Genomic DNA, 14,826 nt, shown 5'->3' with positions numbered 1-14,826 from the left:
TCATTCCTGGTCATTACTCTAAACCCTCAGGTAGCGTCTGAGGGTCAGGAGTGACGACACTCCAGCCAGCACTCCACCCAGCAGAATGAGCAGGGGCGCAAGGAGCAAGACCTCAGTCGAGGAGATGAAGGCTGTTTCCGGGTACATTTCGGCGAGTACACCGTTGAGGGCGAAATGGGCTACCGCCCACAGCGTGCCGGTCGCCAACAGGCCCCCGACCACCGCCGCGATGACCCCCTCCAGCACGAACGGGAGTTGGATGACCGCCTTGCTGGCGCCGACCAACCGCATGATTCCGGTTTCACGGCGGCGGCTAAACGCTGAAAGTCTGATCGTGGTTGCCACCAGCAACACCGCGCACAGCAACATCACCCCCGCTATGGTCAAGGCGATCGCCGACGCAACATTCATATAGGTGAAGAGGCGTTCCAGTAACTCCCGTTGGTCGCTCACGACGTCAACGCCAGGGGTCGAAGAGAAGGCTTCGTTGATAACTTCGTATTTTTCGGGGTCAACCAGATTGACTCTGAATGATTCGGGCAGCTGGTCAGCGGTCACCGAATCGACGATTGGAGAATTCGCGAATTGGTCCTGGAAATGGCCCAGGGCTTCTTCCTGGGATTCGTATTCAACCGTCGACACATACTCGCTAAAAGAATCGGATTCGAGGATGGCCTGGATATCGTCACGTTGCTCGTCGGACACGGGTCCCGCAGCGCAGCTCGGTGAGGTGGAATTGTCCACGCAAAGGAAGACAGCTACCTGAACGCGGTCGTACCAGTACCCCTTCATCTGGTTGATCTGCAGCTGAAGGAGTCCTGCGGCCCCGACGAAGGTGAGGGAAATGAAGGTGACCAGGACGATGGAGATCACCATGGCAAGGTTCCGGCGGAGACCAGATCCCAGCTCGCCGAGAACAAACGCGAACCTCATTGCGCCGACACCTCGGTCTCGCCAATGTAGATGCCCTCAGCGTCGTCACGCACCACTGAACCGTTGCGAAGCTCGACCACCCTTTTGCGCATCGTGTTGACGATGTCGTCATCGTGGGTTGCCATCACCACCGTGGTGCCGTTCGAATTGATGCGGTCCAGCACTTTCATGATTCCCATCGACGTGGTGGGGTCCAGGTTGCCGGTCGGCTCGTCGGCCAGCAGGATTCCGGGCCGGTTGACGATGGCGCGGGCAATGGCCACACGCTGCTGCTCGCCACCAGAAAGTTCATGGGGCATCCTGTTGTTTTTACCCTCCAGGCCCACTGTCTGCAGTACGTCAGGCACTGTCTCCCGGATTACCGCACGGCTCTTGCCGATCACCTGCATGGCAAAGGCAACATTGGCGAAGACGGTCTTGTTGGGCAGCAGCCGGAAGTCCTGGAACACCACGCCGATGCCGCGGCGCAGCTTGGGCACGCGCCAGCTTGGGATGTTGGCAACGTTTTGCCCTGCGACGTAGACGGCACCCCGGGACACCCGGTCCTCCTTGAGGACCAATCGGATAAACGTTGATTTACCGGAGCCTGAGGCTCCGACCAGGAAGACAAATTCTCCACGATCGACTTCGAGACTTACGGCGTCGAGAGCGGGTCGAGAGTTATTGTCGTAGACCTTGGTGACAGTGTCGAATCTAATCATGACTACTTTGCGCCCATATGAGACTGCCAGTGCACGGGCATTTGCTGGGGGGAAGAAAGTACCGGCCACTAGACTATAGCCACGCCGATGCGCCTTGCTGGCTCACCGTCGCGGTGTGTCGCAGAGCGTTTGATAGGTCTGCTGGACCGAAAGGTGCGCCTATTCCGCGGGTGCGGCCCTGTTATTGGCCCGCCACCTGATGCCAGCATCGATGAAGTCGTCGATCTCGCCGTCGAACACTGCTGAGGTGTTGCCGACCTCGTGGTCGGTGCGAAGATCCTTGACCATTTGGTACGGGTTGAGCACATAGGAGCGCATTTGGTCGCCCCAGGAAGCCTTCACATCGCCCGCCATTGCCTTCTTCTCAGCGTTCTCCTGTTCCTGCATTTGAAGCAGGAGTCGTGATTGGAGGACCCTGAGCGCGGCGGCCCGGTTCTGGAGTTGGGATTTTTCATTCTGCATGGACACGACAATGCCGGTGGGGATGTGGGTCAGCCGCACCGCCGAGTCGGTGGTGTTCACCGACTGGCCGCCGGGCCCCGATGACCTGAAAACATCAACTTTGATCTCGTTGTCGGGGATCTCTACCGAGTCGGTCTGCTCGATCAGCGGAATCACCTCAACTGCGGCGAAGGAGGTCTGGCGTCGACCCTGGTTGTCAAAGGGGCTGATCCGGACCAGACGGTGCGTTCCGGCCTCCACTGACAGGGTGCCGAAGGCGTAGGGCGCCTTCACCTCGAACGTGGCGGACTTCAGGCCGGCTTCTTCTGCATAGGAAGTGTCAAGGACCTGGGTGGGGTACCCGTGGCGTTCGGCCCACCGCAGGTACATACGGAGCAGCATCTCCGCAAAGTCGGCGGCGTCTACTCCGCCCGCGCCGGAACGGATGCTGACGACTGCTTCCCGCTCGTCGTACTCGCCTGCCAACAGGGTCACTACTTCGAGCCGGTCCAGGGAAGCGCTCAGGGACGACAGTTCCTTCACTGATTCCTCGCGGGACGCTTCGTCATCCTCGTCCTGAGCCAATTCCACCAGCACCTCGAGGTCTTCGATCCGCGAGTGAAGGGTTTCGAGGCGTTCGAGCGCCGACTGGCGGTGCGAGAGTTTCGAGGTGATCTTCTGGGCGGCGGCAGGATCATCCCACAGGTTGGGTTCGCCAGCCTGTTCACTCAGCTCCGCAATGTCGGTGCGGATCGCTTCAACATCGGCAACCTGCTCGATGTTGGCGTATTTGGTGCGGAGCGCGCGGATTTCTGCGGGAAAATCGATGTTTGCCATGATTGAACCAGCCTACGTCATGGCGCCGACAGCGACCGCTGGCTGCTGGCGCCCGCTGCTAGTAGTAGTCAAGAGGGTCCTGCTGTGTCCGCTCCACTGCATCGGTGACGACGGCGGCGGCACCTTCGTGCATCATGGCACGCTGATAGTCGGCGCCGGTGCCTCGGCGCTCGATCTGGTGGAGGAGCCGAAGCACTGTCGCTTCGTCGTCGTAGTCGCGCAGTACCGGGAGGACCCGCTCAATCAACAGGTGGACGGCTTCGGCCGACTCGCACAGCCCACCGAGGACCGGGTTCACCAGAGGTCCCCCCAGCCCATACCTGCTTGCCCTCCAGCTCGCCGCCCGGAGATCGGCGGCCGTGGCGACCGGTGCCGGTTCGCCGGCCCGCCAGGCTCTGGCACTCTCCTCCACGAGGGCCCTGGTCAGAGCGGCAATCAGAACGGCGTCGGCGCTGAGCAGGCAGACATCGCAGACCCTGACCTCGACCGTTGGGTGCTTTTGGGCGAGCCTCGCATCAAGGTAGACCATTCCTTCGTCGAGGATGACCCCGTCATTCAGCCGGGCGCGGATCATCGTCTCGTACGAGGAGACCGATCCAAAGGCCTCATAGGTCCCGGAGGTGGGCCACCGCAGATTCAGGGGGTACCGGTAGCTGGCGTACCCGGTATCCACTCCATTCCAGTACGGAGAGTTGGTGCTGAGGGCCAGCAGGATGGGCAGCCACACCCGGATCCGGTCCAGAACGGCGACCCCCTCCTCGGGGGATTCAATCGAAACGTGGATGTGAAACCCGCAGGTCAGGTGTTCAGCGAGCGCAAGCCCGTAGAGGTCCCTCATCCGGGCGTACCGATCGTCTGGTGCCAGCCTGAGGGCCGTCGGGTGGATACTGGTGGCCAGTGCGGCGACCCGCGCGCCGACCTGTTGGGCCGCGCGGTCGGCCTGACGCCTGCCCCCTTGGATTGCCGCCGCCAGGTCCTCCAGAGCGGAATAGGGCTTGCTGATGACCTCTAGTTGCTGTTGCTGCAGTTCCAGCGTTAGTTCGCTGACGTCGTCGTCGGCCGGGACGGGGTCGGACAACGCGAGGGGTGCGAGCGGCGCAGGCCGACCGGTGTGTTCATCCAGGATCAGCAGTTCCTCTTCCACCCCGAAGGTTCTTACCGCGGAACCGGTGAAGCTAATATCTGCTGGCTGCACTGCCTGCCCCCTTCTGGGCGTCAGCTTTGCCGATCATCCTCGGATTCGAGGATGAGAGCCTAGTCAGAAGGGTCCTCAAATCTGAAAATGGTGTCAAGGGTCAGGAGGAGCAATCGGTTGTCCAGCGGTGGCGGGTCCTCCTCTGTCGCACCCACCACAGCTGCGCACGTGCACAAGTCCGTGACCCCGTGCCCTTGGTGCTGGATGGGGTGGAATAAGCCAGGCCCGAGGCCAGTTTTACCGGAGGAAGACGATCCGCACGGGTGAGTCCGCAGGGCCGAGAGGGCAGGATGCTGAAGACGGTGGTGATCGGGGCCGGGCAAGCTGGCCTGTCCGCGGCCTACCATCTGCGACGCCAGGGGCTTGAACCTGAGGAGGACTTCGTGGTCCTGGACGCCAATGACGGCCCCGGTGGCGCCTGGCGTCACCGCTGGCCGTCGCTCACCTTCGGCTCTGCCCACACCATTCACGACCTGCCGGGCCTGAAGGTTGGCATCCCCGATCCGACCGAGCCCGCGTCATCGGTGGTCAGCCGCTACTACGGTGACTATGAAGAACTTTTCGACCTCCCGGTGCATCGCCCTGAGGCAGTCACCGAGGTGGTGTCCCCCACCCCAGCCGGTCCATTGCGAGTAGCCACCACCTCCGGCAGCTGGGATGCCGAGCTGATCATCAATGGAACCGGGACCTGGGACCGGCCCTACTGGCCGTTTTACCCCGGCCGGGAGCTGTTCCTAGGGAACCAGCTGCATACCCACGATTTCCAATCTGCGCGGCACTTCCGCGGGCTGCACGTGGTGGTGGTGGGGGCCGGGACGTCAGCGGTCCAGTTCCTTCTTCAACTCGCCGATGCCGGTGCCACCACTTCCTGGGTCACCCGACGTCCGCCATCCTTCACCGGGCGGGAGTTCAATGCACAGTGGGGCAGGGAAGTCGAAGCCCGGGTCAACGAACGGACGGCGGCCGGACTCCCTCCTGCGAGCGTGGTGTCGACCACTGGCCTGCCACTGACCGCCCAGTATCAGGACGGGATAGCGGCAGGGATTCTCGTCTCCGCGGGTCCGATGCGGGCCATCACTCCAGAGGGCGTCCTGTTGCGAAACGGAACAGAAATCCGTGCGGATGTCATCCTGTGGGCTACCGGGTTCCGCCCTGCACTGGACCACCTCGCACCGCTGAAACTGCGGGAGGCCGGGGGCGGAATCCGGATGGAAGGGGTGCGTGTGCTCAAGGATCCGCGCGTGCTGCTGGTGGGCTACGGCGCCTCCGCATCGACGCTTGGCGCTACCCGCGCGGGCAGAGCCGCCGCGATCGCCGCTGTGAAGCGACTGCAGAAGGTGGGGAGCCGGGCTGCTGGCATGGCATCAGAAGATCAGGTTCAGCCCGTTCCACCCGGTACCCACCTGCACGCGGGGCAACCAACCCCCTGAGCCGTTGCCTGGATACAGCCACAGAATCCCCTGGCTGTCACGAGCAAGGACATCAGCTGTCCGATCCCCATTGAAATCGCCGGGGCTCATCACCGCTGTCATCGAGTTCCAGCCGTGTCCCACCCGCGAGCGCGGCAGCCATCCCCCTGTGCCGTTGCCCGGATACAGCCACAAGTAGCCGGTCGCTCTGTCACGGGCCAGCACGTCCACCCGGCCGTCGCCGTTGAAGTCCCCCGGGCCCACAATGGCGTTAAAAATGTTCCAGCCACTGCCAACCCGGACCCGCGGCAGCCAGCTCCCGGTTCCATTCCCCCGATACAACCAGAGGTAGCCGGTGGACCGTTCCCTGGCGAGTACATCGACAAACTGGTCACCGTTGAAATCCCCTGGCCCCACAATCGAACTGAACACATTCCACCCATGGCCCACCCGGGTGCGTGGCAGCCAACCACCGACACCATTCCCCCGAGACAGCCACAGGTACCCGGTAGCCGTTTCGCGGGCCAGCACGTCAGTGGGACCGTCGCCGTTGAAGTCGCCCGGGGTTTCAAGAACGTCAAATCCGTTCCACCCCGCCCCGATCCGGACCCCACCCCACGCAGTGCCATCTCCCTTTCCGGGGTACATCCGGAGATCACCGGTCGCTGTGACACGAGCCAGGATGTCGTTGTTCCAGTCCCCGTTGAAGTCGGCGGTGGAGCGGGACAGCGTCGATGCGGGGATAGCCAAGGGAGTGAAGGCATAGGGCTCGCAGGTCAGGTCGTAGTCGCGTGTGTCGTCGTACCACTGAGACAAATAGACCCGGCCGCCGGAGAAGCTCGGTTGCCAGCACCGATCCAGCGCCTCCGTCGGATAGTCCAGCCTGCCGGCTGTGGCCCACACCGGCACCCCGGGAAGCCACCAGGATCCGGTGATCTCTGCCCACCCCGACGTATAGGAGTAGAGGCCGTAAGAGAACCCAGCATCGCGGAGCCCGCGCATCAGACCCTCGATGATGAGCCTGTTGTCGCGTTGCTGCGCTGTGGTGCTGGCGGGCCACGGCTGGGCCGGCCTGGGTTCGACATCGATCCACACCACCGGTGGCCGGAAGCCGATCCGGTTCATGCTGGCGACGGCGAACCGTGCTTCGGAGTACCCCACGTTCGATAGCCGACCCGCACGGGTGTTGCTCCCCCACGGCCCCCGCGAACCATAGGTACTCAACTGGGTGGCTGTGGGATACCCTGCCATGGTGTAGCCGTGGGTCGGCTTGTTGTTGGTTTTGGTCCAGGCGACCTGACTCGCCAGGCAGGGGTTTTCGGTGAACGGAAGCCCTTTGGTTAGTCCGACCACGACGAACTGGGTTGAAGCCGGCGGCAGGGGCAAACCGAAACCACCCACTGCTGATGGGCATTGGGGCCAGGAGATATCGTGACCGTACAAGGGAGCAGCCTGCGCGGGAGGTGCAACGGTGATGAACCCGAAGAGTAGCGCGAGCGATGTTCCAATCGCCAATGCCAGCCGTCTAAGCGAACGAGCCATCATCTGAACCACCTCATTCAACGAGATCATTTTACCGCCGATCAAAGCTTTGGGAGGGGCCAGGCCCCCACCAATTTGATCGTTCCGAAGCCTCAGCGGGTCAGCTCGGACCGGGCCTCGGCGGTCACGACGATGGGTATCCCCTCCGGTACGAGAAAGTTCACTACGGGTGGGTGGACCACCGCAGTCAACACCACCTGCGCCGTCCTGTTATCGGGTGCCCCGGTCCCCGGGTCCACCGCCAGCCCATCGAAGCGCGCACTGGCACCGGTCAGGTCAAGGTAGTCCTGCACCGTCGACCGGACCAGCATGGAATCCAGCGCTGGCAGAGGGACCGCCGTACCAGGAGCTGGCTCGGCCAGTCTGAAGGTGTCCGCGGCAGTCAGGGCTGCGCCGTCGGCGACTGACAAAAGCTTCTGCCGGTCAAGGTAAACAGCCGATGCGGCCAGCACCACGGTCAGAATCAACAGGGACAAAAGCAGGTATCCAATCACCATGACCATGACCTGCCCCTCCTCGGATCCGGACGGAAGATCCTGCCGGGTCAGAGGAGACCTGGGGATGGTCACCTGAACCGCTCCACCAGCTGTGTCGCCGACGACTCGACGACCATCACCGAACCGTCCACGCCGCGTCCGGGCGGCATGAACGGCAAGTTGATGCCGAGCCGGACTTCTACCGTCACTCCGGAACCGGGGGTGAGGCATTCGCCGTCGCAGTTCACCTCGATCTCCGCTTCCGACGCGTCAAAACCGAAATCCTTCAGGACGAGGATCGCTGCCTGCTGCGCCTGGGCGGTGGCATCGGGCGGCGAATCTTCGGTTACGTAAATCTTGGCTGCCTGATCAGCGGCCCCGACCACGGCGAAGGAACCCGCCTGCAACCGGCCGATGGTCAGGATGAAGTAGATAACCGGCACCAGCAAAACGAGTCCGAGGAAGACAAATTCGACGACGGCGCTCCCGCTCTCCCGTTCAGCTGTCGTTGGGTTCGCGAGGAAGCACCGCATGACCAGTCACCTCCAACACTCCCGCGGGACCGATGAGGCCGATCACTGGCAGCGGCGCCCGGACAGTCACGGCCAGCACCGACAATCCGTTCTGATTGACTTCGACGACGGATATTTCTTCGGCGTAACCATCACTGAGCGCCGTGGAGATGATGGCTCCAGTGCGCTGTTGCGCGTCGGCTGCGGTCCGATCAGCCAGCGTTCCGTAGCGCGCTCCTGACGACGCCGCATCAATCAGGGTATTCCGCACGTGAAGCACCAGGGTGAGCTGGATGACCGCAACGAACATGACGGTGAGGAGCCCGCCGATCAGAGCGAAGTCCACCACCGCCGCCCCACGCTCGTGGCTGGTGTTTCCGCCCGGTGGCCTCCGCACCAGTGGCCGATCAGGGGCTGACGCGACTGATCGCGTCATTGAAGAGGTTCTCCAATGCCGGACCGGCCAGTGCGAGCAGCGCTGCTACCAGTACCGCAGACATCAGGGTGATCATCACCCAGCCGTTCTTTGCAGTGTTCACCGGTGTTTTCGATACCCGGCCACTACTTTGGAATGGCGCCGGGATTCAGCCGCAATCGACCGAGGAAGACGGACCCTGAACTGCGTTCGTAGATGCAAGATTTACGCGGAAACGGTTGTTATGCAGACACCTACTACTCCCAGGAACGCCCGCCCCCATTAGAGAGAACACAAAATCGTTTCGGGCACCACGAATCCATAACTGGTGGATACTTGAGGAATAGTCACTGATTAGTTATTGGGGTCTAGATGTATGACGAGGCGATGCTCACGCCGCATGAAAAAGTAGAGGTGTTCGCTGCGTATGCAAGCGACGTAGTCAACCTTCTAGTTCACCGCATCACCCACGGATGTGATTCACGACCTTTCTCGATGAGCAAGAAAGACCTCGATTCGGTGGAGGAGGCACACTTCACACAACTATTAGTCTATATTCGCCCACTTGCACTTCTCAAAAGTGAATTCATTCATATCGCCAAGGTCGCGAATGCAATCAGCGAGCTTAGTCCTTCGTCTGCACCAAGATGCCGGGAAATTCGAAAGAAACTGACATCCATAGAGAACAGTGCAAAGAAGGATTTCAGAGTGATAACTGATAGCGATGCCAATACGCTCTGGGCTGGCACTGCCTACGATCTGCTCAACGTCTACCTTCATGGGAGACTCCTCCACGCGAATGCGAGTCAAGTTCGCCAATGGCAAGGTTTTGACAGATCTGTTCAAATCTACGCGGTAGGACACGCAAATTCGTATGTGTTAGATCACGCCAATGTAGTTTGTGAGACTTTGCGCTTGATCAGGGAACTGAAGCTTCTGCGCTGACCTAGTTGCTGTGACCCTACAGCGAAGACGAATCCGTTCCCTGACGACATCCAGAACTACATGCTGGTCCGCACGTCACTCGCCCGCATCGCCGGCAGCGAGCGGACTAAGCATCTACGCGGTGAAGCGCGATCGAATACGCAGTATTTCCACTTATTCAGGCTCTTTCGATCCAGTCATAGGATAGGAGAATGGCTCCAAGTCCGCGTACCGCACCTATCCGACCCATTGAACGATATTGGCTGCCATCGGACCGCTCCTACATCCTCGACCGACAGGGATGGCTGCTCGATAGAGACGCAGGCTCATACCGTGCCACAAATTCGGACTTAGTCACCACGCGTGAACTATGTACCAAGAGGTGCTTAGTTCTGCTTGGAGAGCCTGGCATGGGCAAGTCCACCACTATTACGGCTGCAAGTCCCCTCGTGGCTGAAGGGTTTGCGGCTCAAGAAGTACTTATAGATCTAGCTCCTTACTCGAGCGAAGACCGTTTGGTCCGGAACGTTCTCGAAGGTCCAGAGATAAGAACCTGGCTTGGAGGCAAGTCTCAGCTCTGCCTGACCTTGGATAGTTTTGACGAGGCTCAAACCCGGATAGATAACCTCCACCAACTCCTGGCTGGGTACCTCAATGAATGGGATACCGACCGGCTGCTGCTACGAATCGTTAGCAGAACATCAGAGTGGCCTGCTTCACTGGAAGATAGCCTCAACAAACATTTTGACGAAGTGACACCACATGAACTTCTTCCTCTGCGGAAAGAAGATGCGGCGAATCTAGTTGACTCCTTTGGCCTTGATGCCAACAACTTCCTTTCAGCAGTGGAGGCGTCCCATGCCGTCCCTCTGGCCTCCAGACCGCTCACGCTTAGGCTGTTGGCCACCACCTATCTGAGAGAAGGCAGCTTGCCTGAGCGAGCAGCAGATCTGTATGAGAAGGGGCTCCTAGGTTTATGCGAGGAGATGAACCAACCGCGGCGCGATTCAAGCAGACGACGCTATTTTGGTGCCGCTCGACTTGAAACCGCTAGTCGGCTCGCTGCGATGTCGGCATTTGTAGGCAGGCAGACCTTTTGGCTTGGTCCTTCTGTCGAAGCGGAACCCGAGGACTTCACCATAGAAGAGTGCAGTTCTGACCCGGTCACTGCCGAGGCAATAGAGTCGGCGCTTCAAACTGGCTTATTCACAGGCAGCGGCAGCCGCCGTCTTACATGGGCTCACGCCACTTTCGCTGACTTTCTAGCAGCTCGTTGGCTGACCAAGCAATCACTAGCCCCGCACCAGGTGGCTTCATTACTCAAGTCGGACTCCGGTAGGTTGCACCCTCGGGTAAGGCAGATTGCTGCTTGGCTCGTCGCCATTTCCGCGGACTTCGGCTGGCTTATTGAGGTGGATTCAGAAGCATTCCTTCTGGGTGTGGAGATAACCGATGATGGCTTACGTCAGCGCATCGTATCGGCCGTATTGGCTGAAGCTGAGATTGGCCGCCTTCACCATGACTACCGGCATGAATTCTCTGGATTAGCTCATCCGGGGATAGCAGACCAACTCCGCGATTCTTTGGGAGACGGCTCTTCCGAGGCCAAACGCATCGCCATCGAAATTGCGCGGCGGTGCCATACCCAACCAGCAAGGCCGGAGTTGGTACGCATCGCTTTGGATCACGATGCCGCGCTGGGCCTCCGGACCGCCGCTGCTTGGGCAGTATACGAACTGTTCATGGAGAGTCCTGATGATTCCCTGTTACCGCTGCTGCAAGCTCCGGTTCTAGATAGGGGCGATCCGGTGCAAGCAGAGGAGTTAGTTGCCATCGGTCTACTGGCCTCCTGGCCGCACGCCATCTCCACTACGGAAGTGTTCTCCCTGATTGATCCGCAGCATCCGAAGAACTTCGTTGGCATTCATTCAATCTTCATCACCGAGTTTGCAGGGGCGCTAACTTCAGAAGATCTTGAGCCGGCCTGCGCCTGGCTCATCTCGAAAGAACAACTGATAGGAGACTCAAGGATTGCACCCCTAGAGGATGCGATATTCACCCTATCCTTGGCTCGCCTAGACAACGACGTCGTGCTGCAAGCCGCAACCCTAATGGCTACACCGCGCGTCCGAAATTTCGAGCCTCTATTTAAGAACGAACCAAGTGCGGCAATACGCCGGACTATAGCCCTGTCCGTGTTGGAGTATGACGATCTGACGTTGGCAATAGCCGCTACCGGTCGGATGGGATCGAGCAGTTACCTACTGCGTTCGGACGACTTTGAGTGGCTGATGGACGAGTACACATCGTCGGAGGCGGCACTGCGTACAAACTTGGCCAGAGCTCTACTGCGAACGGCTAATCCTAATGACCGATCGCATGTCGAGTACGTGCTCGGGCTGCCAAACGATCATCCTGCAGCCGCTGTGTTCTCATCGTGGAGAGACCCTATCGACCTTCGCTCGGAGGAAGCAGACGCAGAGCGCGAGATACTGCGGATCTACCAGGAGACTGCGCAAAAGAGGGCGGCCCGCGAAGAGGCCACCCGGACCGCGGACGAAGAAATCCAGGTAAAGATTCCCGTGTTGTCATCGTTGGCGAAAGACGGTGACGTCACAGCATTTTGGGAAGCGTCGAAACTTATCATGGTCCCTCCGAGATGTTCCTCAATAGAGAATCCACATCAACCGGACCTGACCAAACATCCCCGGTGGCAATGTTTGACACAGGATTGCCGGGAGGACTTATTGGCCGCCGCAGGAGTGTACGTCCGTGCGGGGCGGTGCTCGCCGGGCGAGTGGCTGGGCACGAACCGCCGCTATTTCCCCGCTACAGCTGGCTATTCCGCCCTGGTGCTTCTTCTCCGGGAAAGCCGAGACACTCTTGCCGGGTTGGAGCCGGCTGTATGGTGCGAGTGGGCACCCATCATTATTGCGTGGGGAGTGATGGCCGACGACCGAGCTTATCAGGACAGACACCACCTTATTAGGCAGGCTCTACCCCATGCCCGGATTGAGTTGACGAACGCGTTGCTGCAGGTTATCGACGGAGCTATTGCCGGAGATTTGCCTGTAGTACTAAGGGATGAGTTTGAACTCCTCCAGACTGAAGCTCTGGTCGCCACGCTCGTCGACAAGTTGAGACTTACTCTCGTACCAAGCAAACCGTTAATCGATCTCACCGACCTCTTATGGAGTAAATATCCAGAGCTGCTGCGTCCGCTGTTGACGGAGTGGCTCGAGCCAGCACAGCGTGTGGCAAATCCTAACCGAGCATGCGTGGCCGTTCTGAAGCTGCTCTACGGAAACGGGAAATCCGATTGGGACGAGCTGTCTAACTTGATCCGAAAAGATCCAGACTGTCTCAAATCCGCCTTGCTCGCAATGCCTTTCTCAGATAGGCGGAAAGCACCAAATCTTCCGGACGAAGGGTTGGCATCTTTATACGAATGGCTCTTAGAAGTATTCCCGCCGGAGATGGACCCGTGGAATGAAGAGGGCGGTATTATCGGTCCCCTAGAGACGGTAGCCCTGTGGCGAGACAGCGTGCTTGACGCTCTAGCAACACGCGGGAGCTCGACCGCTGTGGCGGTGATCCAGCGTATCGCCAGCGCCCATCCCGACATGCCTTGGCTGGAAACCACTTTGCTACGGGCAGAGCGAACGCAGCTCGAAAGAAGCTGGCAACCTCTGACTCCCGATCAGATCGACAGGCTGGCGGCCAATGCTCAATCGCGCGTTGTGCGCTCTGAAGAAGACTTACTCGGCGCATGCCTCGAAGGGCTGTCACGGATCCAGGACCGGCTGCAGGGCGACACACCATCATCACCGCTTCTCTGGGACACCTATTCGAAAAGACCGAAGTCAGAAGATGAAGTCTCTGACTATCTCAGGAACGAACTCCAAGCGGTATTACTAGGCCGTGGCGCCATTGTGAATCGCGAAGTTCAGATCAGGCGGGTTAGTTCTTCGGGCATGGGTGAGCGTACAGACATACGAGTAGACGCCATAGCGCCCCCAGGATCTCCTGACGAGCTGGTCACCATCGTAGGCGAGGTCAAGGGTTGCTGGAATGCGGACCTTCTCAGCTCTATCAAGAGTCAGCTCGTGGATAGGTACATGGCTGACCTCCACACAAACTACGGCTTATACGTCGTTATTTGGTTCGATCCGGAGATGTGGACGGATACCGACTACCGCCGGCAGCGGGTGGCAAGAATCAGCGGACTCGATAAACTTCGCGCAGATCTAGGAGACACAATCGCTGAACAAGAAGCCGCCGGTCGTCACATCGCCCTTATAGTCCTTGACGCGTCGCTCCATAGGCCCTCAACCGAATGACGAACGGATTTGGGCCCAACCCGGAATCGGCCATCCCAGGTGTCATGCCACTTCAACTGCTCTTCCTCGCAATATGCTGTCATTGACGGGGCGAGTGGCTCTGTAGCCGTTGACAGGGAAGAGATGATGATCAATACCCACCTCCAGGTTCTAAAGAGGTTCGATGAGGAGATTGAGCAAGGCACGTTGTGGCCGCGCCCGCATTGCCGAATTTGCGGAGAAGGGTATGTCTCGTGGGAAAAGCCTGTAACGGCTCGCAACGAGAAATCCATGAACGACATGAATCACCCTGGCTGGGAGCCCGAATGGATTACGGGGACGATGCATGTGATCGGGCATTGCGATTACAGCGAATGCAAGCAGACGGTAATCGGGGTTGGGAGATTCAGAGTTGACTACGCCACCTCAGATTTGGGCAGTGACTACCAAGGAATTGCATACTCGGAGTTCTACAAAGTCGAGTATTTCAACCCGCCGCTGCCCCTACTACCGCTGCCTGAGTCCGTACCGCAGGACATCCGCGATGCCATAGACCGCGCCGCGCCTATCATTTTCGTTGATCCCAGTTCTGCCGCGACAGTGCTTCGCGCCGCGATAGAGTTGTTCCTCACCGACTGGGGGATACCGGCATATGACCCGAAAAACAGACGCATTAATCTTCACAAACGAATTGAGCTTTGGAAGGCAGCAACAGAGAATCATCAAGTGGGCGAACAGCTCCTCGCTGTGAAGTGGATTGGGAATTCAGGATCTCACGAAGGGGAACGGCTCAGCGTCCGTGCCGTTGTGGACGGTTTAGAGTTTATTGAAGCGGCATTCAACGAACTATTGGTTGCTCCCGAGCTCAAAGAGCGTGTGCGTGCCGTGAACGAAGCCAAAGGTCGGATATACGCAAAGTGATCGGCCGCCTGGAAACGGTTAGCAGTAAGCCTCCGAAGCAACATTCCGCAGAACGGGGTACTCACCGCAGTGACCCTAACGCGGTCATACGAATAATCTAGCCACGAGCATGGGGATTTTATTCGTCACAAGCAACGCCTGCTCCATGCGCTTTTCTTACGAGCGCCGTGTCTGGAATAGACAGAGTAGCGTCGAAGTCCC

The 14,826-nt window shown here is 59.4% G+C and carries 13 protein-coding genes; 4 read left to right on the top strand and 9 right to left on the bottom strand.

Annotated features, from left to right (window positions below):
- Positions 1–18: 18 nt before the first annotated feature.
- The 4 genes from ftsX to ABD059_RS12830 form a co-directional block, all read right to left on the bottom strand.
- Positions 19–933, bottom strand: a complete 915-nt coding sequence (ftsX, locus tag ABD059_RS12845; RefSeq protein WP_024476767.1) for a permease-like cell division protein FtsX — start codon at positions 931–933, stop codon at positions 19–21.
- Complete coding sequence (gene ftsE, locus ABD059_RS12840; RefSeq protein ID WP_343880663.1) at positions 930–1,634, bottom strand: cell division ATP-binding protein FtsE; 705 nt, start codon at positions 1,632–1,634, stop codon at positions 930–932. Before ftsE ends, ftsX begins: the two co-directional genes overlap by 4 nt.
- Before the next feature lie 159 nt (positions 1,635–1,793).
- Positions 1,794–2,912, bottom strand: a complete 1,119-nt coding sequence (gene prfB, locus ABD059_RS12835; RefSeq protein ID WP_343880661.1) for a peptide chain release factor 2 — start codon at positions 2,910–2,912, stop codon at positions 1,794–1,796.
- Between the two features lie 58 nt (positions 2,913–2,970).
- Positions 2,971–4,107, bottom strand: a complete 1,137-nt coding sequence (locus ABD059_RS12830; RefSeq protein ID WP_343880659.1) for a carboxylate-amine ligase — start codon at positions 4,105–4,107, stop codon at positions 2,971–2,973.
- 290 nt (positions 4,108–4,397) lie between these two features.
- Here ABD059_RS12830 and ABD059_RS12825 point away from each other — a divergent pair, with 290 nt between their 5' ends.
- The gene (locus tag ABD059_RS12825; protein WP_343880657.1) at positions 4,398–5,537 is read left to right on the top strand and encodes an FAD-dependent oxidoreductase; all 1,140 of its coding nucleotides are present in this window, start codon (positions 4,398–4,400) and stop codon (positions 5,535–5,537) included.
- Here ABD059_RS12825 and ABD059_RS12820 read toward each other — a convergent pair.
- The 5 genes from ABD059_RS12820 to ABD059_RS12800 form a co-directional block, all read right to left on the bottom strand.
- Positions 5,472–7,070, bottom strand: coding sequence for an FG-GAP-like repeat-containing protein (locus ABD059_RS12820; RefSeq protein WP_343881071.1), 1,599 nt, complete (start codon positions 7,068–7,070; stop codon positions 5,472–5,474). The two genes, ABD059_RS12825 and ABD059_RS12820, sit on opposite strands and share 66 nt — an antisense overlap.
- An 80-nt stretch (positions 7,071–7,150) precedes the next feature.
- Positions 7,151–7,627 (bottom strand): pilus assembly protein TadG-related protein, encoded by a 477-nt coding sequence (locus ABD059_RS12815; protein ID WP_343880655.1) that lies wholly within the window; start codon positions 7,625–7,627, stop codon positions 7,151–7,153.
- Positions 7,624–8,067, bottom strand: coding sequence for a hypothetical protein (locus ABD059_RS12810; protein WP_343880653.1), 444 nt, complete (start codon positions 8,065–8,067; stop codon positions 7,624–7,626). The genes ABD059_RS12815 and ABD059_RS12810 overlap by 4 nt, the downstream gene beginning before the upstream one ends.
- Positions 8,033–8,482 carry a TadE family protein gene (locus ABD059_RS12805; protein WP_343880651.1) on the bottom strand — a complete coding sequence of 150 codons (450 nt, stop codon included), beginning with the start codon at positions 8,480–8,482 and terminating at the stop codon, positions 8,033–8,035. The genes ABD059_RS12810 and ABD059_RS12805 overlap by 35 nt, the downstream gene beginning before the upstream one ends.
- A complete protein-coding gene (locus tag ABD059_RS12800) occupies positions 8,454–8,585 on the bottom strand; it encodes a hypothetical protein (RefSeq protein WP_343881099.1) in 132 nt (43 codons plus the stop codon). Before ABD059_RS12800 ends, ABD059_RS12805 begins: the two co-directional genes overlap by 29 nt.
- A gap of 248 nt (positions 8,586–8,833) precedes the next feature.
- On the opposite strand from ABD059_RS12800, the gene ABD059_RS12795 reads away from it, so the two are divergent.
- The 3 genes from ABD059_RS12795 to ABD059_RS12785 all read left to right on the top strand — a co-directional run bounded on the left by ABD059_RS12795 (position 8,834) and on the right by ABD059_RS12785 (position 14,625).
- Positions 8,834–9,406, top strand: coding sequence for a hypothetical protein (locus ABD059_RS12795; RefSeq protein ID WP_343880649.1), 573 nt, complete (start codon positions 8,834–8,836; stop codon positions 9,404–9,406).
- A 389-nt stretch (positions 9,407–9,795) separates the two neighbouring features.
- Positions 9,796–13,725 carry an NACHT domain-containing protein gene (locus tag ABD059_RS12790; protein WP_343880647.1) on the top strand — a complete coding sequence of 1,310 codons (3,930 nt, stop codon included), beginning with the start codon at positions 9,796–9,798 and terminating at the stop codon, positions 13,723–13,725.
- A 126-nt stretch (positions 13,726–13,851) separates the two neighbouring features.
- Positions 13,852–14,625, top strand: coding sequence for a DUF4145 domain-containing protein (locus ABD059_RS12785; RefSeq protein ID WP_343880645.1), 774 nt, complete (start codon positions 13,852–13,854; stop codon positions 14,623–14,625).
- The last annotated feature ends 201 nt before the right edge of the window (positions 14,626–14,826 follow it).

Source organism: Arthrobacter flavus (genome assembly GCF_039526005.1).
In the GTDB taxonomy this organism is placed as follows: Bacteria; Actinomycetota; Actinomycetes; order Actinomycetales; family Micrococcaceae; genus Arthrobacter_D; species Arthrobacter_D flavus.
The sequence above is the reverse complement of the archived record's forward strand: the minus strand, read 5'-3'. Positions and strand labels throughout refer to the sequence as shown.